27 protein-coding genes are annotated in these 24,973 nt (G+C 64.3%); 9 read left to right on the top strand and 18 right to left on the bottom strand.

Features of this window, described 5'->3' with window-relative positions; genetic code table 11:
* Positions 1-41 precede the first annotated feature (41 nt).
* The gene (locus BHD06_RS22930) at positions 42-269 is read right to left on the bottom strand and encodes a hypothetical protein (protein WP_139784650.1); all 228 of its coding nucleotides are present in this window, start codon (positions 267-269) and stop codon (positions 42-44) included.
* Positions 270-305: 36 nt separating this feature from the next.
* Entirely contained in the window at positions 306-869 is a 564-nt protein-coding gene (efp, locus tag BHD06_RS06630) for an elongation factor P (protein WP_080456199.1), read from the bottom strand.
* A 215-nt stretch (positions 870-1,084) separates the two neighbouring features.
* Between efp and BHD06_RS06625 the strand changes: the two genes are divergently transcribed.
* On the top strand, positions 1,085-1,405 hold the full coding sequence (locus tag BHD06_RS06625; protein WP_080456198.1) for a DUF6280 family protein: 321 nt from the start codon (positions 1,085-1,087) through the stop codon (positions 1,403-1,405).
* 110 nt (positions 1,406-1,515) lie between these two features.
* Entirely contained in the window at positions 1,516-2,982 is a 1,467-nt protein-coding gene (locus BHD06_RS06620) for a cobyric acid synthase (protein WP_080456319.1), read from the top strand.
* Here BHD06_RS06620 and BHD06_RS06615 read toward each other — a convergent pair.
* The 13 genes from BHD06_RS06615 to BHD06_RS06555 all read right to left on the bottom strand — a co-directional run bounded on the left by BHD06_RS06615 (position 2,979) and on the right by BHD06_RS06555 (position 14,378).
* Positions 2,979-4,043 carry a YeeE/YedE family protein gene (locus tag BHD06_RS06615; RefSeq protein WP_080456197.1) on the bottom strand — a complete coding sequence of 355 codons (1,065 nt, stop codon included), beginning with the start codon at positions 4,041-4,043 and terminating at the stop codon, positions 2,979-2,981. The two genes, BHD06_RS06620 and BHD06_RS06615, sit on opposite strands and share 4 nt — an antisense overlap.
* Positions 4,044-4,160: 117 nt before the next feature.
* The gene (locus BHD06_RS06610) at positions 4,161-4,589 is read right to left on the bottom strand and encodes a DUF302 domain-containing protein (RefSeq protein WP_080456196.1); all 429 of its coding nucleotides are present in this window, start codon (positions 4,587-4,589) and stop codon (positions 4,161-4,163) included.
* 39 nt (positions 4,590-4,628) lie between these two features.
* On the bottom strand, positions 4,629-5,897 hold the full coding sequence (locus BHD06_RS06605; protein ID WP_080456195.1) for an NAD(P)/FAD-dependent oxidoreductase: 1,269 nt from the start codon (positions 5,895-5,897) through the stop codon (positions 4,629-4,631).
* A gap of 28 nt (positions 5,898-5,925) precedes the next feature.
* The gene (locus BHD06_RS06600) at positions 5,926-6,627 is read right to left on the bottom strand and encodes a c-type cytochrome (RefSeq protein WP_080456194.1); all 702 of its coding nucleotides are present in this window, start codon (positions 6,625-6,627) and stop codon (positions 5,926-5,928) included.
* A gap of 4 nt (positions 6,628-6,631) precedes the next feature.
* Positions 6,632-7,681, bottom strand: a complete 1,050-nt coding sequence (locus BHD06_RS06595) for a c-type cytochrome (protein ID WP_080456193.1) — start codon at positions 7,679-7,681, stop codon at positions 6,632-6,634.
* Complete coding sequence (soxC, locus tag BHD06_RS06590) at positions 7,665-8,948, bottom strand: sulfite dehydrogenase (protein ID WP_080456192.1); 1,284 nt, start codon at positions 8,946-8,948, stop codon at positions 7,665-7,667. The genes BHD06_RS06595 and soxC overlap by 17 nt, the downstream gene beginning before the upstream one ends.
* 26 nt (positions 8,949-8,974) lie before the next feature.
* Positions 8,975-10,672, bottom strand: a complete 1,698-nt coding sequence (gene soxB / locus BHD06_RS06585) for a thiosulfohydrolase SoxB (RefSeq protein WP_080456191.1) — start codon at positions 10,670-10,672, stop codon at positions 8,975-8,977.
* A 95-nt stretch (positions 10,673-10,767) separates the two neighbouring features.
* On the bottom strand, positions 10,768-11,625 hold the full coding sequence (gene soxA, locus BHD06_RS06580) for a sulfur oxidation c-type cytochrome SoxA (RefSeq protein WP_080456190.1): 858 nt from the start codon (positions 11,623-11,625) through the stop codon (positions 10,768-10,770).
* Positions 11,626-11,655: 30 nt separating this feature from the next.
* The gene (soxZ, locus tag BHD06_RS06575; RefSeq protein ID WP_080456189.1) at positions 11,656-11,985 is read right to left on the bottom strand and encodes a thiosulfate oxidation carrier complex protein SoxZ; all 330 of its coding nucleotides are present in this window, start codon (positions 11,983-11,985) and stop codon (positions 11,656-11,658) included.
* Between the two features lie 24 nt (positions 11,986-12,009).
* Positions 12,010-12,426 (bottom strand): thiosulfate oxidation carrier protein SoxY, encoded by a 417-nt coding sequence (gene soxY / locus BHD06_RS06570; protein WP_080456188.1) that lies wholly within the window; start codon positions 12,424-12,426, stop codon positions 12,010-12,012.
* Positions 12,427-12,470: 44 nt separating this feature from the next.
* The gene (soxX, locus tag BHD06_RS06565) at positions 12,471-12,941 is read right to left on the bottom strand and encodes a sulfur oxidation c-type cytochrome SoxX (RefSeq protein ID WP_080456187.1); all 471 of its coding nucleotides are present in this window, start codon (positions 12,939-12,941) and stop codon (positions 12,471-12,473) included.
* A 116-nt stretch (positions 12,942-13,057) separates the two neighbouring features.
* Positions 13,058-13,627 (bottom strand): thioredoxin family protein, encoded by a 570-nt coding sequence (locus tag BHD06_RS06560; RefSeq protein ID WP_080456186.1) that lies wholly within the window; start codon positions 13,625-13,627, stop codon positions 13,058-13,060.
* Between the two features lie 13 nt (positions 13,628-13,640).
* Complete coding sequence (locus tag BHD06_RS06555) at positions 13,641-14,378, bottom strand: cytochrome c biogenesis CcdA family protein (RefSeq protein ID WP_080456185.1); 738 nt, start codon at positions 14,376-14,378, stop codon at positions 13,641-13,643.
* An 81-nt stretch (positions 14,379-14,459) separates the two neighbouring features.
* Between BHD06_RS06555 and BHD06_RS06550 the strand changes: the two genes are divergently transcribed.
* From BHD06_RS06550 to BHD06_RS06540, 3 genes are read left to right on the top strand one after another with little or no spacing between them, the layout of a single operon-like run.
* Positions 14,460-14,828: a hypothetical protein gene (locus BHD06_RS06550; protein ID WP_080456184.1), complete on the top strand. Its 369-nt coding sequence runs from the start codon at positions 14,460-14,462 to the stop codon at positions 14,826-14,828.
* Between the two features lie 6 nt (positions 14,829-14,834).
* Positions 14,835-15,176 (top strand): helix-turn-helix transcriptional regulator, encoded by a 342-nt coding sequence (locus tag BHD06_RS06545; RefSeq protein WP_254892333.1) that lies wholly within the window; start codon positions 14,835-14,837, stop codon positions 15,174-15,176.
* A gap of 42 nt (positions 15,177-15,218) precedes the next feature.
* Positions 15,219-16,265 carry a YeeE/YedE family protein gene (locus tag BHD06_RS06540; protein WP_080456182.1) on the top strand — a complete coding sequence of 349 codons (1,047 nt, stop codon included), beginning with the start codon at positions 15,219-15,221 and terminating at the stop codon, positions 16,263-16,265.
* Between the two features lie 36 nt (positions 16,266-16,301).
* Here BHD06_RS06540 and BHD06_RS06535 read toward each other — a convergent pair whose 3' ends face one another.
* On the bottom strand, positions 16,302-18,416 hold the full coding sequence (locus tag BHD06_RS06535; protein ID WP_080456181.1) for a TonB-dependent receptor domain-containing protein: 2,115 nt from the start codon (positions 18,414-18,416) through the stop codon (positions 16,302-16,304).
* 254 nt (positions 18,417-18,670) lie between these two features.
* Between BHD06_RS06535 and BHD06_RS06530 the strand changes: the two genes are divergently transcribed.
* The 4 genes from BHD06_RS06530 to BHD06_RS06515 are packed head-to-tail and all read left to right on the top strand — an operon-like array spanning position 18,671 to position 22,437.
* Positions 18,671-19,729 (top strand): hemin-degrading factor, encoded by a 1,059-nt coding sequence (locus tag BHD06_RS06530; RefSeq protein WP_080456180.1) that lies wholly within the window; start codon positions 18,671-18,673, stop codon positions 19,727-19,729.
* Positions 19,726-20,610: a hemin ABC transporter substrate-binding protein gene (locus tag BHD06_RS06525; protein WP_080456179.1), complete on the top strand. Its 885-nt coding sequence runs from the start codon at positions 19,726-19,728 to the stop codon at positions 20,608-20,610. Before BHD06_RS06530 ends, BHD06_RS06525 begins: the two co-directional genes overlap by 4 nt.
* Positions 20,591-21,655, top strand: coding sequence for an iron ABC transporter permease (locus BHD06_RS06520; protein ID WP_080456318.1), 1,065 nt, complete (start codon positions 20,591-20,593; stop codon positions 21,653-21,655). Before BHD06_RS06525 ends, BHD06_RS06520 begins: the two co-directional genes overlap by 20 nt.
* The gene (locus tag BHD06_RS06515) at positions 21,655-22,437 is read left to right on the top strand and encodes a heme ABC transporter ATP-binding protein (RefSeq protein WP_080456178.1); all 783 of its coding nucleotides are present in this window, start codon (positions 21,655-21,657) and stop codon (positions 22,435-22,437) included. Before BHD06_RS06520 ends, BHD06_RS06515 begins: the two co-directional genes overlap by 1 nt.
* A gap of 6 nt (positions 22,438-22,443) precedes the next feature.
* Here the strand turns inward: BHD06_RS06515 and BHD06_RS06510 are convergent, their stop codons facing one another.
* Both BHD06_RS06510 and BHD06_RS06505 read right to left on the bottom strand, forming a co-directional pair.
* A complete protein-coding gene (locus BHD06_RS06510) occupies positions 22,444-23,589 on the bottom strand; it encodes an iron-containing alcohol dehydrogenase (RefSeq protein ID WP_080456177.1) in 1,146 nt (381 codons plus the stop codon).
* Complete coding sequence (locus BHD06_RS06505; RefSeq protein ID WP_080456317.1) at positions 23,586-24,965, bottom strand: aldehyde dehydrogenase family protein; 1,380 nt, start codon at positions 24,963-24,965, stop codon at positions 23,586-23,588. The genes BHD06_RS06510 and BHD06_RS06505 overlap by 4 nt, the downstream gene beginning before the upstream one ends.
* Positions 24,966-24,973: the final 8 nt, after the last annotated feature.

Below are 24,973 nucleotides of genomic sequence, written 5' to 3'. Positions count from 1 at the left end.
GAGCCGGATTTGCAATCGGAACAACCGGGCCCGTAACTGCATCAGTCGCGCGCGGGTGGCAGAGGGCCGAGACAGGCGATCGCGGTCGGATCGAGGGCAATCCCGACGATCTCGGCCTGCGCCAAGGGTCGCCCAAAGACCAGATCGACCAACTGATCGGCGCATAGCGAGCGCCGAGGAATTGCGCCGCACCCGGACAGGCCAGCGCAGACAGGACCAGAACGGCCCGGATGTGCAGCGGCCGCCCGCTTGCCACCCCGGAGGGTCATGCGGATCGCAGTATCTCGAGAGAGAGGGCGCGCCCGTCAGGCGCGTTCGGAATAGTCCATGGTTTCGGTGTTCACGACGATATCCTCGTCCTGCCCCACGAAGGGCGGCACCATCACCTTGACGCCATTGTCGAGCACAGCGGGCTTGAAGCTGTTGGCCGCGGTCTGCCCCTTCACCACCGGTTCGGTCTCGACGACCTTGCAGATGACTTTCTGCGGCAGGGTCGCGTTCAGCGCCTCGCTTTCGTGGAATTCCACTGTGATCGTCATGCCGTCCTGCAGGAACGGGCGGCGCTCGCCAAGGATCTCTGCGGGCAGTTCGATCTGCTCATAGGTCTCGGTATCCATGAACACGAGGTTCTCGCCCTCCTGATAGAGGAACTGCTGATCCTTCTGCTCCAGCCGCACGCGCTCGACCTTGTCGGCGCTGCGGAAGCGTTCGTTCAACTTCGATCCGTTGCGCAGGTTGCGCATTTCGACCTGGGCAAAGGCCCCGCCCTTGCCGGGCTTGACGTGATCGACCTTGACCGCGGCCCACAGGCCGCCGTTATGCTCCAGCACGTTGCCGGGGCGAATCTCGTTTCCGTTGATCTTGGGCATGTGTTCAAACCATGACAAAAGGTTGATAAGGGCTCGGCGGCACCTATATCTCGCGTTATGACCCGTGGCAAGACAACCAGATTTCGTGTGATGGCGTCCGTAGCTATGCAAATTTTGCAAGTTTGTTATGCGTTTTCGCTCTATCCGAATCGCTCAAACTTCGCCATAACCACCAGCACGCCCAAAACGCAAGAGCAATAAGAACAGGACGAATGATGAAGGATTTCGTTGACGGCACGGCTTTCAATGCCGAACAGGGCAACCGTGCACGCAAACTTTTCGCAGCCGTTGTACTGGCTGCTTTGGATGACGCCATATCCGACGACAAGAAGTATGGCAACGGCCCCGAGCAAATCGCTCGTTGGGCGCGGTCCCGTGATGGCCGCGAGGTTCTCAGCTGCGCGGGCATTGACCCGAACGAGCGCGTCGTCTCGGGTCTGATGGAGTTCGTGTCCAAGGGCGTTCGCACCTCCGTCGCGCTGTCGCGCGAAGAGAGCGAGCGGCGCAATGCAGCCGCACTGGCCGAAGCTGCCTAAGACCTAACGAGGTCGCAAGACTCAAAGGCCCTGCCGCATCGCGGCGGGGCCTTTGCTTTGCGATGGCCTATCGTTATCACGATCCGGGCAGACCGCAGCAGGGGCCGACCATGACACGCGCGATCATGATACAGGGGGCCGGGTCCAATGTCGGCAAGTCCATGCTGGTGGCGGGGCTGGCGCGTGCGTTCATGCGGCGCAGTCTGAATGTTGCCCCGTTCAAGGCGCAGAACATGTCCAACAATGCCGCCGTCACCGAGGATGGCGGCGAAATCGGTCGCGCGCAGGCCTTGCAGGCAATGGCAGCAGGCCGCGCGCCGCATAGCGACATGAATCCGGTTCTCCTGAAACCCGAGAACGAGACCGGCGCACAGGTGATCGTGCAGGGGCAGCGCGTGGGCCACCTTGGCGCGCGCGCCTATACCGGCGCAAAATCGCGCCTGCTGGCCCCGGTGATGGAAAGTTTCACCCGCCTCAGTCGAACCGCCGATCTGATGCTGATCGAAGGGGCCGGCAGCCCGGCGGAAATCAACCTGCGCGCGGGCGATATCGCAAATATGGGCTTTGCCGAGGCGGCGGGTGTGCCGGTGATCCTGGTGGGCGATATCGACCGGGGCGGTGTAATCGCGCAGATCGTCGGCACGCAGGCGGTGCTAGCCCCACAGGACGCCGCGCGCATCAAGGGCTTTGTCATCAACAAGTTTCGCGGCGATGTAGGGCTTTTCGATGACGGGCTGCAAGAGATCGTCAGCCGCACGGGTTGGCCCTCGCTCGGCGTGGTGCCTTGGTTTCGCGACGCCTGGCGCCTGCCTCCCGAGGATGTTCTGGAACTGGCCTCGTCCAAGGGTGGCGCCTGCAAGATCGCGGTGCCGCATCTGGGACGGATCGCCAATTTCGACGATCTCACGCCGCTGGCCAATGAACCGGGCATCACCGTGCAGATCGTCGAGGCCGGGAGCGCCCTGCCCGGCGATGCCAACCTGATCCTGATCGCAGGCAGCAAATCGACCATCGCCGATCTGGCCACGTTCCGCGCGAATGGCTGGGATATCGACCTGGCCGCCCATGTCCGGCGCAGGGGCCGCGTGCTGGGGGTTTGCGGCGGCTACCAGATGCTGGGCCGTACCATCGCCGACCCGGACGGGATCGAGGGCGCGCCCGGCATGGTCAACGGCCTCGGCCTGCTCAATGTTCACACCGTCATGCAGCCGCGCAAGCGCCTCGCGCTCCGCGATGCGCAGGATATCGCAACCGGCACGCCACTTTCGGGTTATGAAATTCATCTGGGCGACACCAGCGGACCGGATTGCGCACGCGCCTGGCTCCGGGTGGCGGGGAGGCCAGAGGGAGCCGCGTCGGAGGATGGCCGCATCCAGGGCACCTATCTGCACGGGCTCTTTGGCAACGACGCCTTCCGTGCCGCGTATCTGGCAGGGTTGGGCGCGGTCTCGGATCTCGCCTATGACGCCACAATCGAGCGGGCGCTCGACGCGCTCGCCGGGCATCTGGAGGCGCATATGGATCTCGATCTCATCTGGCGACTGAGCGCGGCGTGGGACGAGCCCTCCACCGCCTAGCCGAGCGCGGGGCGCATTGCCGTCGGGTTGAGCATTAGATGCGTCGCCATCGCGCCGATCCACATCGCAGTGACAGCCACCCATGCGGTCAAAGCAAAGATCGCACCACCTGACATGCCCGCGCCCACGGCACAACCGCCCGCCAGCATCGAGCCGAAGCCCATCAGCGCCGCGCCCAGCAGGTGGCGTTCCATCGGTGTGTCGGGGCCGAAGCGTTCGATCTTCCATTCGCGGGTGGCAACCGCCATCACGGTGGCCCCGACGAACACCCCCGGCACCAGACCCACGCCGAACCCAAGAGGCAGCGAGGTGCTGTTGACCAGCCCCATCAGCGTGTCGGTCGAGGGGCCGGTGAAGGTGACCGAGGAAATCGGGATCACCTCGAACGAGGTCTGCGCGATCATGTAGGTCACCAGCCAACCCAGCCCGACGGCCAGCCCGACCCCCATGCCGGCAATCGCATGGCTCAGCCGCACATGCCGCGCCAGAGCCAGCGCAAAGCCCGCGATCAGCACCAGCGCGGCGATGCCCGCTGCTACAAGAGGGCTGATACCAAGCTGCGACAGAAGGCTGCGCGCCTCGCCGCCCGGCACCAGCCAGAGCGTTGCAAGCCCCTCGCGCGCGGGCGACAGCGCCCCGCGCAGCGCCGATTGCGCCACGATCGTCAGCACCAGCCCCGTCACCAGCGCGCGCAGGTTGCCGGTGGCCGAAAGGACCAGCAAACGGCTCGCGCAGCCGCGCGCGAGGATCATGCCCGCGCCGAAGATCAGCCCGCCGATAATCGCGCCCGACATGCTACCGGTCGCCGCGAGAGGGCGCGCCTCGCTCACGTCAAGAACACCTGTCGCGATGGCCCCCTGTACCGACAGAACCCCGACGGAAAACGCAATGATCCAGATCGACAGGCGCGGGCCCAGTCCGCGCTCGGCCACCTCGATGGTCGCCGCCCGCAGGCAGAACCGCGAATGCTGCGCCGCCGCGCCGAAAATCACGCCGACCAGCGCGCCCGCCATGGCGAGCACGGCCCCGTCGCCGTAGGTGTCGATGAGTGTTTCCAGCATGGCAGGGTTCCATCGTGCGTTATGCTGGCAGCATACACATTCACGGACGCGCATGTCTTGACCTGGGTCAATCCTGGGGGCAACCGGGCCGCGCGGGGGCGGCCTGGCAGCGGTGCGTTATTCCAGCGCGTCCTGCACGATCTCATCCAGAAACGCCTGCACCTTCTGCATCTCGCCCTCTGGGTAGGTGCGATAGCCCACCATCACCTCGTCACCGCGTTCGGCGACAAAGATGCCATAGGGACAATGCGCGATGTTCATCGGGTCGGCCTCCATCACCTCGCGCGACAGGGTGGCAGAGCAGAAAAGGAAGATATCCGCCTCTTCGAATATCTTGACGTCGCTGCCCACATCCGCGCCGGTGCGGTTGAGCATCTCGCCCACATGGCTGGTGAGGTCGATCACCAGCCCCCGGTCGAGGATGGCGCTTTCGACCGCGAATGTCGCATCGCCGAAGGTGCCGTTGAACGGGTAGGTCACCGCCTCCTGCGCCGCCACCGGCAGCGCGATGAAGCCGAAAACTCCGGCCAGGATTGTCCGTTTCATTGCCTTTACTCCTTTGTCAAACAGGCGTTCGCGCGCCGATCAATCGAACATGTCCGTGGTGATCCCCGCATACCAACCCACAGATTCCTCGTAGGTCGCCTTGCGGGTCGCCGCATCTTCGCCGGTCTGCGAGATGAAGCCGTCGACCTTGGCGATCTTTTCCTCGGTCGCCTCGTAGGTGGCCCCCACCTTGACGCCATCATCCTCGGCGATGAGCGACCAGCAGGTATTGGTGAACTTCGCGGGAAACACCTTGGACCCGGTCAGCGCGCCGCGCACCGCCATGGCGCAGACCTTGGCCTGTGAATTGGCGGCAAAGCCGGATTTGGGCATGTCGCCCTGTGCGGCGGCATCGCCCAGCACATGCACGTCCGGGTCCATCTTCGACGACATGTCGGCGGCATTGACCGGGGCCCAGTTCCCCCCGGTCACGCCCGCCATGTCGGCGATGCGGCCCGCCTTCTGCGCCGGGATCACGTTACAGACATCCACATTCTCGACCATGCCGTCGATGTCGATGGTCATCGCCTCGGTATCGACGCTCACATTCTCGCCGCCGAAATCGGGGCCGATACGCTCGACCATGCCGCTGTAATGGCGCTGCCAGCCTTCTTCGAACAGTGCCTGCTTGGAGAATTTCGGCTTGGGATCGGCGATGAGGATCTTGGCGGTCGGGTTCATCTGGCTCAGTACATGCGCGACCATCGAGACCCGCTCGTAGGGGCCGGGGGGGCAGCGATAGGGGTTCGGCGGGGCCACCATGGCAAAGCGCCCGCCCTCGGGCATCGCCATGATCTGCGCCTTCAGGAGCTCGCTCTGCGATCCAGCCTTGTAGGCATGCGGCATCTTGTTCTGCGCGGCCACCGACCAGCCCGGCACGGCATCCTCGACGAAATCTATGCCGGGGCTGAGGATCAGCTTGTCATAGGGCAGCACCGCGCCGCCCGCGAGGCTGACGGTCTTTGCAACGCGGTCCACGTCAACCGCCCAGTCATGCACCACGTTGATGCCGTATTTGGCGGCCAGCGTGCCGTAGGTGTGGCTGATATCCTCAAGCTCGGTAAAACCGCCGATATAGAGGTTGGAGAAATAGCAGGTGAAATAGCTGCGCGAGGGCTCGACCAGCGTGACGTCGATAGAGCCATTGCTGTCCTTGGCGATATAGCGCGCCGCAGTGGCCCCGCCCGAGCCGCCGCCGATTACGACAACGCGCGGTTTGCCCGCGCCTTGTGCCAGCACCATAGGCGCCGAGAGCGTGGCGACCGCCGCCGTGCCCACGGCAATGAATTTGCGTCGGTCGAAAGTCATGCTGTCTCCTCCCTTGAACGGACCGCGTTTAGTCGAGGTCCTTGAAATAGGCCGCCAGCGCCGCGATCTCCTCGTTCGACAGGCGTCCGGCCATCATCTGCATCACCGGATGGGGGCGCAGATTGTCCTTGTAGGCATGCATGGCCACGACGAAATCCTCCTCAGGCCAGCGGGTGATCGAGGGGATGCCAAGGGCCGAGCCATCGACCTGATGGCAGCTTACACATTCGCTGCTGAGATATGCGCCGTAATCCGGATCGCCCTGAATTGCGAGGATCTCCGGGGCGACCGAATGATCGGTGCCGATGGCCGTCGGTTCGGCCTCGGGGATGTTCGCAGGATTGTCCGAAAAGGTCCGCAGATAGGCCAAAAGATCGGCGCGCGCCTGCTCATTCTGCATGCCCGGGTAGCTCATCCTTGTCTTGGAGACGAGCGCGCGCGGGTTCTCGATATAGGCATCGAGCGTCTCCAGCGTCCAGATCAGCCCATCGACACCCGCCCGTTCCATCGACGCGGAATAGGCATAGCCCTCATGCGCCGCCGCGCGCCGCCCGAAAATACCGTTAAGATGCGGGCCGATCCGGTCCTCGGCCCCGTTGCCCAGCTGATGACAGCCCTTGCAGGCGTTGAAGGCCCGCGCGCCCGCCTCGGCATCGCCGATCAGCTCTGCCCGCGCGCCGCCCGCCACCAGAAGCGCGGCGAGCGTTAGCGCGGGCAGGTGCGCGCGCATGGGGTTACTCCCCGAAGGTCGAGAGATAGGCGGTGATCGCCGCGATATCCTCGTCCGACCTGAGTCCGGCAAAGGCCATGCGCGTCTCCTTCATGAAGCCGCGCGGATTAGCCAGAAACGCGGCAAGGTTTTCCTGGTCCCAGACCAGCCCGTCAGCGGCCATGCCTTCGAGGGCCGAGGAGTACTTGAAGCCATCCACCGCGCCGGCGGCACGGCCCATCACATCGTTAAGCTGCGGCCCCACGCGGTTCTTGGCACCCTCGCCGACCTGATGACAAGCCTTGCATTTGCGGAACACCTTTTCACCGGCGGCGACAAGCTCCGGGTCCGGCGCTGATGCGGGCTCCGGCGCGATCTCAACGGCAGCCGCCTCGACCGGCTCTGGCTCTGCGGGCGCGGCGGCCTCAGTTTCAGTGCCTTCCTCATCCGGCGTCACGTCCAGCACGGCGGCACGCATGGTGATCTCGACACTGTCCTTGCAGTTCTCCATGCAGGGCTCGCCATGCCAGATCGCGTATTCCGTGACCGCGCGGTCATCGACGATGAAGCCGTCCGCATTGGGCATCTCGAATTCGGCAAAATTCTCGTGGCTCAGGACGAAATCATCGTCCACCAGGTTGTTGGAATAAAGGATATAGGCAGTGATCGCATAGACATCGTCGGGTGTCAGGCTCTGCGCGTTGCCAAAGGGCATCGAGCGGTTGACGTAATCCCACACCGTCGACAGATGCGGCCAGTAGGACCCCACGGTCTTGAGCGGGTCCTTGTGGTCAAGCGTGCCCTGCCCCCCCGCCAGCTTGGGCCAATTGCCGATGCCTTCGGCGAAATCGCCGTGGCAGGCGGCGCAATGTTCGGCAAAGACCTCGTCGCCGGTCCACACATCGCCCGACCCTTCCGGCAGGCCGCGCCCGTCGGGCATGATCTTGACATCCCATGCGGCGATTTCTTCGGGCAGCGCCTCGCGCCCCAGCCCGTATTCGCCCGGCCAGACGGCGGTAGCGGTGGCGCTGATGGTGATGCCCGCGACCAGCGTGAATTTAAGAAACCTCGACATTTTCCGCCTCCCCGTTGGGCCGCACCCACCATGTCTGAATACAGTTGTTGTGATAGATCGAGTTTTCGCCGCGCACCTCGCGCAACTGCGCCTTGGTGGGCTGGATATAGCCGGTGTCATCCATCGCGCGGCTTTGCAGCAGCATCTCCTCGCCGTCCCATGTGGTGTCGAGATAGAAGCGGGTCAGCGCCTTGGCCTCGCCCTCCTTGGCCAGACGGGCGGTTTCCCAGGTCTTGCCACCATCCTTGGAGACATCGACACGGGTGATCGCGCCGTGGCCGGACCAGGCAAGGCCGGTGATCACAAGCGGCCCTTTTCCGTGAGTTATGGGCGCTTGCGGGCTGGGCGAGGTGATGACCGATTTGGCATCCATCACCCATGTCCATTTGCGGCTTGTGCCATCAGCCAGCGTATCGGTGTATTTGCTGGTCTCCTCGCGGCTCTCCACCGGGCCGTCGGTCACCTCGATACGGCGGATCCACTTGACCCACATGTTGCCTTCCCAGCCGGGAACCACGAGGCGCACGGGATATCCATGCTCCTTGCGCAGGGCCTCGCCATTGGCCTTGAACGCCACGAGGCAATCGCCAAGTGCCTTGCCCATCGGGATCGAGCGGCCGTTTGATGACGCATCGGCCCCCTCGACATAGACCCACTTGTCCTTGAGATCGCCCGCCACATCCAATCCCGCCTCTTCCAGCAGGGTGCGCAGCGGCACGCCGGTATATTCCATGTTGTGGATCATGCCATGGGTGAACTGCGCGCCATTCAATTGAGCGCCCGCCCATTCCATGCCCGTGTTGGCGGCGCATTCGCAGAAATAGACGTGGTTCTCACGCGGGAAGCGTTCGAGATCGGCATAGGTGAAGACCAGCGGCCGATCCACCAGCCCGTTGATCATCAGCCGGTAATCTTCTTTCCTCAGATCAATAGCGCCGGAATGGTGCCGCTCAAAGGCGCAGCCCTGCGGCGTGATGGTGCCGTCAAGCGCATGAATCGGCGTGAAGTTGATCGAGGAGATCGTATCGGCGGTCAGCCATTCGACGTTGCGGCGCACCACATCCGATTCGTATTCGATGGGCAAGCCGTAGGGCGAGGCATCTACACCATCGCCAAGGCCCGTGGCCCAGGGCTGCACATCCGTGATCAACGGATCGGGCGTGCCCGCCTGTGCCGCGCTCGCCGTGACGACCCCCGCCGCAGCGGCCACGCTGCCGCGCAGGAAGGCGCGGCGCGAGGTGGGTTTTCCCTTGAAAAGCTTCGACATCTCGAATGCCTCCTCTCGACTGGTTCTCATGCGCCAATCACCTTGACGCTGTCATTGGGTGCGACACGCACGGTGCCCTGCCTGGCGATATGGTTCTCGACCACGTCCCAGATCTGCGGGCCTTCGGTGCCCTCGTTCACGCTGGCCCAACCGGCGACCACGTAATTCTTCGACGGATCAATCACCTCGCCGGTGCTCAGCAGCGTCATGTCGCTGATCCGGCTGCCCTGCGGCTGGTTGATGTCGATGCGGTAGCCCATGCCGCCGATCCGCACCATGTCGCCGCCCTGCTGGTAATAAGGATCGGGGTTGAAGATGTTGTCGGCCACGTCTTCCAGGATCACCTTGATGAACTCGCCGGTCATCTCAGATCGGTACGCCTTGCCATAGGTCATCGAGGTGACGTTGAAGATATCCTCGCGGGTGATGTCCTGCCCGGGGATGAGGGACGGGCCCCACCGCACGCCGGGCGACATCGCGATATCGGCCTCGCGCTCCTCGATCAGCGCCTCGCAGATCAGGTCATCCCACGAGCCGTTGAAATTGCCGCGCCGGTAAAGCAGGCTCTCGGTCTGGCCGATCACCTCCTCCAGCTCGGATTTGAACGGCGCACGTTGCTCATCAATGAGCGCGGCCACCTCCTTGTCTGGTTCGATCACGTCCGAGAAGATCGGGATCAGCTTGTGGCGAAAGCCCATCATCCGCCCGTCACGCACATCCAGATCAACGCGACTGACGAACTTGCCGTTTGAGCCAGAGGCCACGATGATCGTCTCGCCCACCAGCACCGGCTCGGGCAGGGCGTCATGGGTGTGGCCCGACAGGATCACGTCAATGCCGCTGACAATGCCCGCCATCTTCTTGTCCACGTCAAAGCCGTTATGACTGAGCACCACCACCAGTTCGGCCCCCTGCCCGCGCACCTCGTCCACCATCGCCTGCATGTTCTCGTCGCGGATGCCAAAGCTGTATTCGGGGAACATCCAGCCGGGATTGGCAATCGGCATATAGGGGAAGGCCTGACCGATCACGGCGATCTTGGCACCGCCGCGTTCAAAGAACTTGTAGGGCGGGAACAGCTCTGCGGGCTCGTCCCATTCGGCGTCAAAAATGTTCTGGCCCAGGGCTGCAAAGGGCAAGCCCTCGACAATCTCATGCACCCGGTCAGAGCCGAGCGTGAACTCCCAATGAAAGGTCATCGCGTCCGGTTTCAACGCGTTCATCACGTTGACCATGTCCTGCCCTTCAGTGTGATAACATGTGTAAGAGCCATGCCACGTGTCGCCACCATCGAGCAGGATCGCATCGGGGCGGTCGGCGCGGATCGCATTGATCACGGTCGCCACGCGGTCAAGCCCGCCAACCTTGCCATAGGCCTGCGCCAGCGCGCTGAAATCGCCCGACGACAGCGCGTAATGCGAGGGGCTGCGATCGTCGATGCCGTAAAGCTTGCGGAAATCGGCCCCGGTGACATGCGGCACCGCGCCCTTGTTGTCACCCACGCCGATATTGATCGACGGTTCGCGGAAATAGATCGGCTTGAGTTGCGCGTGAATGTCGGTGATGTGGATCAGGCTCACATTGCCGAACGTGTCGAACTGCAAGAGCTGATCCTGCGTCAGCGCCTGTTGTGCGGCCAGTTTCGCCCAGTTGCCGAAGGACGATGCCCCAAGGATGGCCGAAGCCGCCATGCTCGTTTGAAGAAAATCGCGACGCGAGATCATGTTTGACCTTTCCACACCCGCAGTATCACATGCGGGATTTTGAATGTTTTTAGTCAAGAAAAACCCCGCCCGGCCCATGGCTAGGCGGGGGGCACTCAGTTGCGGACCGACGGCCCTTCGACCGACAGACCGTTGCCGCGGCTCGCGACATAAAGCTCCAGCGCCACGAATTCGGGGCTGCCGGGGCTGAACGTCTCGGCGCGGGTGTCGCGCACGCAGCCCTTGAAGCGGGCATGCACCGCGTTCAGCTTGGTGTTCTTCAGCCGGTAGACCGGAAAGCCGTTGATCTGGCCCTGGCTCAGGTGGTCGGCACGGATCATGCGGCCATAATTGTCCTCGTGACAATTGGCGCAGCTCAGCTCCAACTGGCCGGTGCGGGTGTAGTAGAGTTCCTTGCCCTGCTGCCATGTTTCGGCCACCGGGCCATCCGTTGCCACGTTCACGGGCATGCCGCGCGACACCGACGAGATCAACGCCAGCATGCTGGTCATATCGGTGCCGGTGTATTTCAGCGGCTCGGCCTTCATGTTCTCGGTTCGGCAGGCGTTGACCTGCATCTCCAGCGTGCGCACCTCGCCCGCGTCCTCGTTCCACTTGGGGTAGACCGCGCGAACGCCCTTCATGCTGTCCTCGGCATCGCCATGGCAGCTTGCACAGGACTTACCCGCCTCACCCTCGACCGTGTTCCAGGCATCCATCGCCTGTTCGACAAAGATCATGCCGGGATTGTCGAAATCATCGGCCTGCATGGCGCGGGTCTCGGTGCCGCGGAAATGCCAGCCAGAGATCACCTCGGGCAGCGCCCCCTCGACCGCCGCCGGGGCGTCGGTCCAGGTGGTGAGTTCGGTCTCTTCGTTGATGATCAGCGTATCCTCGACGGGTTCGGCCCATGCCGCCCCCACCGTGATCGCACTCGCTCCGAAAAGCGCCGTTATCAGTGCTGTTCTTTTCATTATCGTCCCTCCCTGACGGTGATGCCTTTCTCAGGCCAGCGCGATGCTCTTGGTCTCTTCGTAGACAGAGCCATCGTCGTCGTACCAGGTGAACTTCATGTCACCGGCGTCGGGAATGACCGCCTGGAACTCGAAATACGGATTGGTCGAGATCGCGGGTTCCATGGTCACGTCGATTACCATCTCGCCGCCGAACTCACAGGTGAAACGGTTGATGATCGAACGCGGGATGGTGTTGCCATCGGCGTCCTTGCGCTGACCGGATTCCATCGGGTGGCTGATCAGGGTCTTGATCGTGACCGTCTCGCCGGCACTTGCCTTGCGCGGCGCTTTCACGCGGGGTTTCACATTGTCTGCCATTGTCGGATTCTCCTAATTCCTGCCTCAGCCGCCGCAGCCGCCGATGGTGACCTTGACGTTGCTCGAGGCCTTGACGAAAGAGCCATCCTTCATCTTGGCGATCGCCACCACGTCTTGCGTGCCTGCAAGGCGGATACGGGTCGAGGCGCTGTTCGAACCGGCCAGCGGACCGAACTTGAACTCGGCCACGCCGGGTGTCGGGTTGCCCATCGCGACTACGAGAATCGCCTCGGCCCCGGGGGCGTCGACCTCGATCGGCACGGTGTTGCCGTTCTCTGCGATCTCGGGTGCGGTCAGGGTCAGACCCTCGCCGCCCATGTCTGCCCCACCGGTGAACTCCGCGATGGCGTCCTCGCCTGCGGCGCTCGCTCGCATAGGCAGGCCAAAGGCCACAAATGCCCCCGCGCCCATCACCATCACACTACGTCTCGTCATTGTCATTGTGCTGAACTCCTGTTCGAGACCGCCCCTTGTGGGGGCGGCGGTCAGTACTTGAGGGTTGAAAGATAGGCCACCACGTCCTCGACCTGTTGCGCGGTGAGAAGCGGGCCAAAACTGTCATCCGCCGCCTCGCCCGTATAGGCGTTGCCGGGCCGGGTGAACCCATCCACCCGGTAGAAGGACGGCATCATCGAGTCCGGAAACATCATCTTGGCATTGGCCACGATTCCGCGCAATTCAGCCTCGCTCCAGCGTTCGCCCGCGCCATCAAGCATCGGGCCGATCTCACCATGAAATGGAATGTCGCTCATGTCGGAATTGGCATGACACGCCACGCAGTTGCCAAGCGACTTGTTGCCCACCACCTCGCGGCCACGGACAGGGTCACCGGGCGCCCCGGTCAGCGAAACGGCCACGGCACCATCCTCGAAGGGCACCTCGCCGGGGGCGATCTCGGCAGCTGCGGCACCCGTTGCGGCACCGACCAGCGCGATCGTGATAAGTGTTCGTTTCATGCGTCCTCCCTAACACATTCACATTTTTGTATATCATAGGGCACAATAGCGTGAACGCACAACATTAAATTCTAATCTTTGAATTTAATGTAATCCGACACTCATCCAAACGCGCCTCATTCTGCTGCGCGTTCCTCGATGCGCCGCGCGTGGTAGCGCTGGAAATCTTCATCGGTATCAAGCGCATACCGCTTTTCATTTACCCATGTCAGCAGGTCGAGCGTGGTGCCGGCCTCGAACGCGCCGGGCATCAGCGCCACCGCCGCCTGCGCCGCCGTCTGCCCCTCGGGCACGTCTTCGGGCAGGAACAGAATCGACGGCGTGAACAGCAACCCCCATTTGCGGGTCGCGGCCTTTTCGCTCAGCGATTCCCCGTCGAAATCCGTTACCTCGATATCGCCATGCAGGTTGAGCTGCACGACAAAGAAATTCTCGCGGATATAGTCGGCGATCTCGGGGCGTGGAAACACATGCTCATGCATCCGCGTGCAGTAGATGCAGCCGCGCTGCTCGACCATGATCATCAGGCGCTTGCCCTCGGCATTCGCCTCTTCCAGATCTTCGCGCAGGTCCTTGAACGTGTCGCGCATCCAATCGGTCTTGTGCAGGCCGTCATCGCCCAACTCGGCGGCGGCCACCGGCAGCGCCAGCAGACAGGCCGCCAGCAGACTTAGAAGTCGTATCATAATCTCCTCCTTTCTAGATGGTCTGGAACACCGGAAACGTCTCCAGCATCCATTGCGCGATATAGTTGACGCTGTCGGTGGCAATCAGCGCGGCAAACACGATCAGCAACAGCCCCATCGCCTTTTCCACCTTGGGCAGATGGCGGCGGAATTTCGAGGCGAACCGCAGGAACGGCCCGATAAAGAGTGACGCCACCATGAACGGCGTGGTCATCGCTAAGCCAAAGACCAGCAGCAACCCCAACCCTTCCATTGCCGTGGCCTCGGTGCTCGCGGTAAAGACGACAGCGGTCAGCACCCCGCCCACGCAGGGCGTCCACCCGGCGGCAAAGGCAAAGCCGACCACATAGGCCCCCAGAACCGACATGTTCCTGGTATCGCCCGCCTCCATCTGGAAAACGCGGTTGAGAAAGCCGATCCGCAACACGCCCAGGAAATGCAGCCCGAGGATCAGCACCACCAGCGCAGCAAACAGCCGAAACTCGGTCTGAAACCCGCGAAACGCCTGACTCAGTCCGAAGGCTGCCGCCCCCAGCAGCACGAACACGGTGATGATTCCCGCCGAGAACATCACCGATGCGGCAAAGGCGCGGCGGCGTACGCCCGGGGCCAGCCGCCCCTCGGCGCTGATTTCCGACATTGAGGCCCCCGCCATGTAGCTGAGATAAAACGGCACGATCGGCAGTACGCAGGGTGAGAAGAATACGATCAGCCCGCCGACAAACGCGCTAAGCATGGAGACATCTAGCATAAGGTGGCCTTACATGGGTTGATCCGAAAACACATTCAAACTATCATATGTTTTATACCATCCGTCAATCGGAAGAAAAAAATGCGTATATGCGCCGCCGTTCTGGTCAGCCTTGGGCTGACGCTTGGCCTTACCGGGCCGCTTCGCGCGGCAGAGTTGATCATGGTCGAGCAACACGGCTGTCACTGGTGCGAACAGTGGAACGCCGAGATCGCCCCGGCCTATCCCAAGACCGAGGAAGGCGCGCGCGCGCCGCTGCGCCGGGTGCTGATCAATGACCTGCCCGAGGACGTGGCCTTTACCTCACGTCCGGTTTTCACCCCCACATTCGTGCTGGTGCACGAGGGGCAGGAACTGGGCCGGATGGAGGGCTATGCCGGAGACGAGTTTTTCTGGTTCCTGCTTGGGCAGTTGCTTGACGCGCATCCCGACGCCACGGCCCCGCGGTAACCGGCCATGCTGCGCAAAGCCCCTCTGCCAAGCATGGACATCACGCCAGAGAACCTCGACACGATGCTGGGCCACGCCCATGACGCCGCCGATTTCCTAAAGGCGATCAGCCATGAGGGGCGGCTGATGATCCTGTGTCACCTCGCCACCGGGGAAAAGACCGTGACCGAGCTTGAAAACCTGCTCTCGGCGCGTCAGGCGGCGGTCTCTCAGCAACTCTCGCGGCTGCGCACAGAGCGGCTGGTGACACCACGACGGGACGGCAAGGCGATCTATTACCGTTTGACAGACCGACGGGCGATCACGATGCTCGAAGTGGTTCACGATCTCTTTTGCAAGCAGCCCTGACGGAGGAGTCGGGGCCTTGCCAGCGACAAATGGAGGAGACACATGCCCGGCGGCATTCCAGAACCTGTGCTGATAGTGCTCATCGGGTTCGGCGGCGGGCTGATCCTTGGCCTTGCGGCGCGGCTGGGGCGATTCTGCACCCTTGGTGCGATCGAGGATTATCTCTATCAGCACAGCGACACGCGCCTGCGGATGTGGGGGCTGGCGATCGGCGTGGCGGGGCTGTCGGCCTTTGCCGCGGTGGCGCTTGGCGGGTTCGATATCGCGATGAACGTCTACTGGCTCACGCCCTGGTCGCCCTTTGCCTCGATCCTCGGCGGGCTGCTCTTTGGCTATGGCATGTCGCTGGCGGGCAATTGCGGCTTTGGCGCGCTGGCGCGGTTCGGCGGCGGTGATCTGCGGTCTTTCGTGATCGTGCTGGTGATGGGCATCGCGGCCTATGCGATGATGTCGGGCCCGCTGGCCCGGCTGCGCGTGATGGCAACCGAGGCCACCACCCCCGCCCTCGACACGCAAAGCTATGCCCAGATCGTCGAGCGTCTGACCGGTTTGCCGATGATCGGGGCGGGGTTGATCATTTCGGGCGGTATCGCGCTTCTGGCGCTCGGCTCGCGCGGGTTCCTGCGCGATCGCCGGTCGATGCTCTGGGGGGCGCTGGTGGGGCTTGCCATCACCTCGGGTTGGATCGGCACGTCCTGGGTAGCGACCCACGGCTTCATGCTGCAACCGGTCCAGAGCCACACGTTTTCGGCGCCGCTTGGCGAATCCATCCTGTTTTTGATGACCGCCAGCGGCGGCGGGCTCAGCTTTGGCGTGGCCTCGGTCTTCGGCGTGCTGGCGGGCGCGTTCTGCGGCAGCCTGATCAAGGGACATTTCCGGTGGGAGGCCTGCGAGGACCCGCGCGAACTCAAGCGCCAGATCCTCGGCGCGGTCTGCATGGGCTTCGGCGCGGTGTTAGCCTTTGGCTGCACGGTGGGTCAGGGCATCTCGGCTTTTTCCGTCCTGTCGCTCAGCGCGCCGGTGACCTTCGCGGCGATCTTCGCGGGCGCGGCCATCGGCTTGCGCCAGCTTATCACCGGCTTCGCCTGAAAAAGGGCGCGCGCAACCGCGCGCCCCTGTCCTGCGTCAGAAACGCCGGGAAATCGTCAATTTCGCCGTCACGCCGGGATTGTTCAGCCCGTTGGGATGAATGCGGTAATTCTCGTCGAACACATTGTCGACGCCAGCACTGATTAAGGTGCCCTCCAGCATGCCGCGCTGTGGCTGCCAACTGGCAAAGACGTCGAAGACTTCGGCCGCAGCCACCGGCTGGGTTCCGGCGGGCAGATCACCGGCATCAAGCTTGCGCAGGAAGGTGGCGCGCGCGCCCAACTCCCAGCCCGGCGCAGGCCGCAGCCCGCCGGTCAACACCAGCCGGTCCTGCGGGATCGAACCCAACTCACCCGCGCCACCCCGCCTCTCGCCGCGCGGCACCGACAGCGACGCGCCCCCGAACCAAGACTGCGCGTCGTAATCGGCGCTCAGTTCCAACCCGTAGAGCCGCGCGTCGATATTGCGCGAGGTGGTGGACCCGGCGACCTCCAGCCGCCCGGTCACAGGGTTGAAACCGGTGGTCGCGGGGTCGATGAAGGTCACCACCGTGTCGATGAAATCATCCACCTCGGCGTAGTAGATGTTGCCCGACAGGTCGAGCCGGTCGCCGCGCCAGAACAGGCCATCGATCCGGTGCCGCATGCCGATCTCGATCTGATCGGCGGTCTCGGGCCGCAGGGTCGGCGTTGGCAGGAACTCGTTCACGCCGGTAAAGAACGGCGATCCCGGCCCGCCAAGCGGAAAGCCCGGCCCGGCGATGAAATGCACGCCCTGCGGAAACATCTCGGTCAATGAGGCGGCGCGGAACGACCGCGAGGCCGAGGCGAAGACCTGTGTATTCTCAGTCGGCCGCCAGGATAGCGCCAGCTTGGGCGAAAACTCCTCGTCCGACCGGCTGGCAAAGCCGCCTTCAGGCTTCGTGTCAATCACGTCATAGCGCAATCCCGCTGTCAGGGTCAGGGTCGGAGTGACAGTGAAATCGGCCTGCGCGAAGGCGGCATAGAATTGCTGTTTCGCATCCGGCGTCTGCGCGCGCGGCGCGCCGTCGCGGGTGCCCGTCTGCCTATCCTCAAAGACCTCGAACCCGTAGGACAGCGCCACCGGCACGCCGATATCGAATTCCGAGATGTTGGTGATCTCGAAGCCCACCGTCTCGAAATCCGTGGTGTCGAACCGCCCGTCGAAGATCCGGTCCTCGCGCACCTCAGTATTGTTGTAAAAGAACAGCGCGTTGGCATTGACCAGCGGATTGCCCGCGGGGTTCCACTCGACCCCGGCGCGCACCGCCTCATGGGTCAGTTCCCGATTGACGCTGGTGGTTGGCGTGCCCTGCACATTGGTGTTGGGCGGGGTGACGCCGTCATCCTCGTAGCGCTGATAGCTGGTCTCGAATCGCAGGCCATCCGCGGGCTCGACCCCGAATTTCAGAAGGTAATTCTCGCTGTCGATCTGGCTATCGACGATATCGGCACCGCTGCCATCCTCGATATCGCTGCCCCGATCGCGCCCCGACAGAAAGATCAGCGCGTCGAACGCGCCGTGCTGCACCGCGCCCGTGGCCCCGTATTTCCATTCATTGCCGTTGGAATTGTAACCGGTGCTCACCTCGCCGCCCACGGTCTTGCCGGGGTCGATCACGTCACGCGCGTCCTTGGTGTCAGTAAAGACCACCCCGCCAAGCGCGCCCGAGCCAAAGAGCGTCGAGGCTCCGCCGCGCAGCACCTCCACCTGCTTGAGGATCATCGGATCGGTGAAGAACCGCCCGCGATGCGCGAGGTTGAAATTCTGCCGCCCTCCATCAAGGCGCAGCACCACCTGCTCGTCCTGAAAACCGCGAATGTTGATCTCCTGGCTCACGCCGCGCGGTCCGCCCTCGATGCTCAGCCCCGGCACATCGTCGAGCATCTCCGCATAGGTCGAGGGCTGGCGGCGGCGGATCTCCTCTTCGCCCACGACACTCGCCGCGTTCGGCGTGTCGAGCAGCGCACGCTCGTCCCGCGCGGCCCCGAAGATCACGATATCGGGCAGGCGGAACGTGTCTTGCGCTGCCGCCTCACCCTCCTGTGCCGACGCAAATCCGGCATGCACCGCCAGCACACATCCAAGGCCCAGCCCGGACCCGTTTCGCCAATGTTTGATAAACACCATGTCAGTCCCTTCCCGCAGATGACCGTTTGATCGGTAGCTGCCTGACCGGGTATGCGGTGCGATTAGGTGGCGATGCGGCCTGATAGAATAGTGTAGTATTACAGTCAAGTTTATCTTGCCCGCTCTCTTGCGCCGACGGGATGTTATCGAGTAAAAGACTCAACATTCACGGCGCGGGATCAGGTCCCACGCCCCGCAGCCACATCCGCAGCAGCGCGATGCAGCCATCCAATCGAACGACACGAGAGGTAGGCATGGCTCAGACCGCCCCCATAACCCCCGACGCAATCCGCGCCTTTCAGGCCGAGAACCCGAAACTGCGCAGCCGCGATCAAGCCGACAGCCTGGGCATTTCCGAGGCGCAGCTTGTCGCCGCCTCCACTGGCGCGGGTGCCACGCGCATCGCGGCGCATCCCGATCAGGTGATGGCGGCCGCGCAGAAACTCGGCGAGGTGATGGCGCTCACCCGCAACCCCTCCTGCGTGCATGAAAAGGTCGGACGATACGACAATTACCACACCGGCAAACACGCAGCGATGATCCTCACGCCCGAGATCGACCTGCGCCTCTTTCCCAGCCATTGGTGCCACGCCTTCATGGTCGAAACCGAGGCCGACACCGGCCTCCGCCGCAGTCTTCAGGTGTTCGACGCCGCAGGCGACGCGGTGCACAAGATCTTCCTGCGCGAGGGCTCATCGCTCACCGCTTGGGACGGATTGCGCCTGTCGCAGGCGCTGCCCGATCAGGGCCAGACCCTCGATGTCGCCGCGCGTCAGGCCCCAGAGCCCCCCAAATCCAACCCCGACAAGACCGAGATTTTGCGCGAGGAATGGCAGCGCCTGACCGACACGCATCAGTTCCTGCGCCTGACCTCCAAGCTCAGGATGAACCGCTTGGGCGCCTACCGCATCGCGGGCGCGCCCTTCGTGCGTGCGCTCGCCCCCGAGGCGGTAGACACGCTGCTGACGCGCCTCGCCACAGACGGCACCGAGTCGATGATCTTCGTCGGCAATCGCGGCTGCATCCAGATCCATTCCGGCCCGGTCCAGACGCTCAAGACCATGGGACCGTGGCAGAACGTGCTTGATCCCGGCTTCAACCTGCACCTGCGCCGCGACCATATCGCCGAGGTCTGGGCGGTCGAGAAGCCCACACAACGCGGCCCCGCCATTTCGGTCGAGGCGTTCGACGCCGAAGGCGGCCTGATCCTGCAAATCTTCGGCCTGCGCAAGGAGGATCGCGACCACCGCCCGGCCTTCGGCGCGCTGGTCGCCGCCCTGCCCGACCGCGCCGATGCAGGGGTGCCCGCATGACCCGTCTCACCCGTCGCACCCTACTCGCGCAGGCCACCGCTCTATGCGCCCTGCCCGCCTTCGGCCAGTCCGCAGATCGCCTGCTCTCCATCGGCGGGTCGGTGACCGAGATCGTCCACGCGCTCGGCGCGGGCGACCGGCTCGTTGCGCGCGACACCACCTCTACCTACCCGCCCGAGGTGACCGAGCTGCCCGACGTGGGCTATGCCCGCGCGCTCAGCCCCGAGGGCGTGCTCTCGGTCGCGCCCGACCATATCCTCGCCATCGAGGGCGCAGGCCCACCGGAAACGATTCAGGTGCTCAAGGCCTCGGGCCTTCCCTTCACGGCCGTGCCCGAGGCCAGTGACGGCCCCGGCATCCTAGAGAAAATCGAGGTAGTGGGCCGCGCGCTCGGCCTGCCCGACCGCGCCGCGACGCTCATCGCCGAGATCCGCGCCGCGCTCGACGCGACCGCCCGCAGGACCGCGCAGATCGCCCCCGGCGATGCGCGGCGCGTCCTGTTCATCCTTAGCCTGCAAGGCGGGCGCATCCTCGCCGGGGGCACCGGCACGCAGGCGGCGGGCATCATCGAGATGGCGGGCGCGGTTAACGCCGTGGACGCATTCGAGGGCTATAAACAGCTGACCGACGAGGCGGTCATCCGCACCGCCCCCGACGTGATCCTGATGATGGATCGCGGCGGCGATCACGCCATCGAGGACGAGGTGCTCTTGTCCATGCCCGCGATCCGCGCCACCCCCGCCGCCACGACCGGCGCGGTGATCCGCATGCAGGGGCTCTACCTTCTGGGCTTCGGCCCGCGCACCGCGCAGGCCGCGCGCGACCTGCACAGCGCCGTCTATGCAACGCCCGGGGCCGATGATGACACTGACCCAAGCTGACCCGGCGCACGCCGCCCCGCGCGACCGCCGCGCCACCGCGCGGCAGGCGCATCTGTGGCTCGGGCTGCTGCTCGTTGCGGTCTGCGCGATCAGCCTTGAAAGCGGCGCATCGGGCGTCTCGCTTCTCGGCCTCGTCACCGGCAGCACGCAGGACGAGACCCTAGCGCGCATCATTCTGTGGGAGGTGCGCCTGCCGCGCCTCGCCATGGGCGCACTCGTGGGTGCGGCACTCGCCGTGTCGGGCGCGGTGATGCAGGGGCTCTTTCGCAACCCGCTCGCCGATCCCGGCATCGTCGGCGTCAGCGCGGGTGCGGGGCTGGGCGCGATCACCGCCATCGTGCTGGGCGGGTTGCTGCCCCCAGCGTTTCAGTCCCTCATCGGCGTCTATACCGTGCCGCTGGCCGCGTTTCTCGGCAGTTGGGCCTCGGTGCTGCTGCTCTACGGGGTGGCCACGCGCGGCGGGCGCACCTCGGTGGCGACGATGCTGCTGGCGGGCATCGCTCTCGGGGCGCTCTCTGGCGCGGTGTCGGGGCTGATGGTCTATGCCGCCGACGACCAGCAATTGCGCGATCTCACCTTCTGGGGTCTCGGCTCGCTCGCCGGGGCGACATGGGCCAAGCTTGCCACCACCACCCCGATCATCGCCCTCGCCCTCCTTGCCGCCGCCACGCTTGGGCGTGGCCTCAACGGGTTGGCCTTGGGCGAGGCGACGGCGCTGCATCTCGGCATCCCGGTGCAGCGCACCAAGACCCTTGCCATCCTCATCGTCGCAGGGGCCACAGGTGCTGCGGTCGCGGTCTCGGGCGGCATCGGCTTTGTCGGCATCGTCGTGCCGCACCTCCTGCGGCTGGCCACAGGTCCGGATCACGGGCCCTTGCTGATCAACAGCGCGCTTCTGGGCGCAAGCCTGCTTCTGGGCGCGGATATTCTCAGCCGCCTGCTCATCGCTCCAGCCGAGTTGCCCATCGGAATCGTCACCGCAGTGCTCGGCGCGCCGGTATTCCTGTGGATATTGCTGCGGCGGCGCGGCCTGGTGGATTTCTGATGCTGCAAGCCGATCATGTCTCGCTGCGTCTCGGCGCCACGCCCATCCTGCACGATGTCAGCCTCACCGCTCGCTCAGGCCAGCTGACCGCCATCGCAGGCCCCAACGGCTCGGGCAAGACCACGCTGTTGCGTGCGCTCACCGGTGAACTCGCAGTTGAGGGCGCAATCGCCATGTGTGGCCTGCCGGTCCATCCGCGCCATGCCATGGCCCTCGCCCCGCGCCGGGGCGTGTTGCCACAGAGCGCCCGGCTGGCCTTTCCCTTCACCGTGATCGAGGTCGTCCGCATCGGCCACGGCGCGGGGCGTTTCGCCGACCGTCCCGACCTGCCCCTGCGCGCCTTGGATCATGTCGGGCTGCGCCACATGGCCAGCCGCACCTACCAGGACCTGTCGGGCGGCGAACAACAACGCGTGCAACTCGCTCGTGTGCTGGCCCAGATATGGGAGCCCGCGTGCCCCGACGGCCCCAACTGGCTCTTTCTCGACGAGCCGGTCTCAAGCCTCGATATCGGCCATCAACTCAGCGTCATGCGCCTCGCCCGCGATTTCGCCGCGCGCGGCGGCGGGGTGGTCGCGGTGATGCATGATCTCAACCTCACCTCGATGTTCGCCGATCACGTGGTGATGATGCAATCAGGCCGCGTGGTGGCCGAAGGCACGCCCGAGGCGGTGATCACCTCGGAAACGCTCTCTGCGGTCTATGGCTGCGATCTGGCGGTCAGCGTGCCGCCCTCCGGCAACCGCCCCTACATCCTGCCGCAAAACGCGCGCGCAGGGTAAGGCTGGCTACATCGCCGCCCGGAACAGTGCTGTAAGGTTTTCCTCGGTCAGCTCTACCGGGTTGCCGCCACAGGACGGGTCCTTGATCGCACCCTCGACCAGCGCCGGTATCGCATCCTCGGTCACGCCGAGCGCGGCCAGCCCCTTGGGCACGCTGAAACTGTCGTTGAAGCGGCCCACGAAGGCGCGAAAGCCGTCATAGCCGCCCTCAATGCCCAGATAACCCGCCGCAAGGTCGAAGCGGCCGCCAATCACGGGCGCGTTCAGATCCAGAACCGCTGGCATGCAGACGGCATTGGTGGTGCCATGATGGGTGTTGAAATGCGCGCCCACCGGATGGCTCATGGCGTGGATCGCGCCCAGACCTTTCTGGAACGCGGTCGCGCCCATGGCCGCAGCACTCATCATATGCGCGCGCGCCTCGATATCGTCGGGGGTGGCGTAGGCGCGCGGCAGGTTCTCGATCACCAGCCGCATGCCTTCGAGCGCGATGCCCTGGCTCATCGGGTGGTAATGCGGGCTGGAAAACGCCTCGACGCAATGCGCAAAGGCATCGAGCCCGGTGCCCGCCGTGATTGCCTTTGGCATACCGACGGTCAGCTCGGGATCGCAGATCACCGTGGCGGGCAGCATTTTCGGGTGAAAGATAATCTTCTTCTCATGACTGACGGAGTTGGTCAGCACGCCTGCGCGCCCGACCTCCGAGCCGGTCCCGGCGGTGGTAGGCACGGCGATGATCGGTGTGATGGCATCGGCATCCGCGCGGGTCCACCAATCACCGACATCCTCGAAATCCCAGACGGGCCGCGTCTGCCCCGCCATGAAGGCCACGCATTTGCCCAGGTCGAGTCCCGAGCCGCCGCCGAAGGCGATCACCCCGTCATGGCCGCCGGCCTTGTAGGCCTCGACCCCGGCGGCGAGGTTGATCTCATTGGGGTTGGGATCGACCTCCGAGAAGACGGCGGCCTCCAGCCCCGCCTTGCGCAGGATCTCCATTGCCTGCGCGGTGATCGGCAGCGGGGCCAGCCCCTTGTCGGTGACCAGCAGCGGGCGGGTGATCCCGGCGCTGCGGCAGGCCTCGGCCAGTTCCGCGATGCGGCCCGCGCCGAATCGGATGGCGGTGGGATAGGACCAGTTTGCGGTAAGTGTCATGTCGTTGCCTTCTTGAGATGATAGGATTTCGGACGGGTCAGGTTGTGATAGCCGATGACCGAGAGCGCGCCGCCCCGTCCGGTGCTTTTGCAGCCGGTCCAGCACAGCGCAGGATCGAGGTAATCAGCCCGGTTCATGAAGACCGTGCCGGTCTCGATCGCATCACCCACCTTTGCGGCGCGCGCCGCATCACGTGTCCAGAGCGAGGCCGTGAGGCCGAAGGGGCTGTCATTCATGAGCGCGATCGCCTCTTCGTCGTCCTTGACCGGCATGATGCCGACCACGGGGCCAAAGCTCTCGTCGCGCATGACGCGCATGTCATGGGTGACCTTGGTCAGGATCTGCGGCGTCAGGTAACAGCCACCATCATCCTGCGGGAAGGTCTCGATATGCGCGACAGCCCCCGCCGCCACGGCCTCGTCGATCTGGGCCCGCACCTCGTCGGCGAAGCGTTTGTTCGCCATTGGGCCGATAGTGGTCTCGGGGTCCATCGGATCGCCAAGACGGTAGCCGTTCACAATCTCGATCGCCTTCGCCAGAAACGCATCAAACAGGTTTTCGTGCACATAAATCCGCTCGATCCCGCAACAGCACTGACCCGAGTTGAACATCGCGGCGTCAATCAGCCCCTCGGCTGCCGTCACCGGGTCGGCATCGTCCATCACATAGCCCGGATCCTTGCCGCCGAGTTCCAGCCCCAGCCCGGTAAATGTGCCCGCGGCGGCGCGCTCCATCGTCTGACCGCCGCCGACCGAGCCGGTGAAATTGACAAAATCGAACACCCCTTCGGCGATCAGCGTCGATGTGGTGTCATGATCCAGGAACACGTTGCGGAACACCGCCTCGGGCACGCCCGCCGCATGAAAGGCCCGCGCCATGCGCTCACCCACCAAGAGGGTCTGCGTCGCGTGTTTCAGCACCACCGCATTCCCGGCGATGAGCGCAGGCGCCACTGTATTGATCGCCGTCATGTAGGGGTAATTCCACGGGGCCACGACGAATACCACGCCATGCGGCACGCGGCGGATATAGCGGTGGAACGCGCCGTTGTCGGATACCTCGATATCTGCGAGCCCCTGCGCGGCGATCTCGGCCATGTAGGAGGCCCGCTCGTTGAAGCCGCCGAACTCGCCGCCATAGCGCACCGGGCGGCCCATCATCCGGGCCAGTTCCGGCACAATTTCGTCGTTCATCTCGCCGACAGCGGCGACGCCCGCCACCACCAGGTCTATACGCTCCTGCAAGGGCCGCGCCGCCCATGCGGCCTGCGCCGCGCGGGTCTCGGAAATGGCGTCGCGCGCCACCTCGGGGCTCAATGTCTCGCGCGTGGCAAAGACCGATCCGTCAATAGGGGAAATACATTTCAGTTCCGGCATGTTCACAC

The sequence above is a fragment of the Roseovarius sp. A-2 genome (assembly GCF_002072155.1).
In the GTDB taxonomy this organism is placed as follows: domain Bacteria; phylum Pseudomonadota; class Alphaproteobacteria; order Rhodobacterales; family Rhodobacteraceae; genus Roseovarius.
This window is presented reverse-complemented; position numbering and strand designations above follow the sequence as displayed.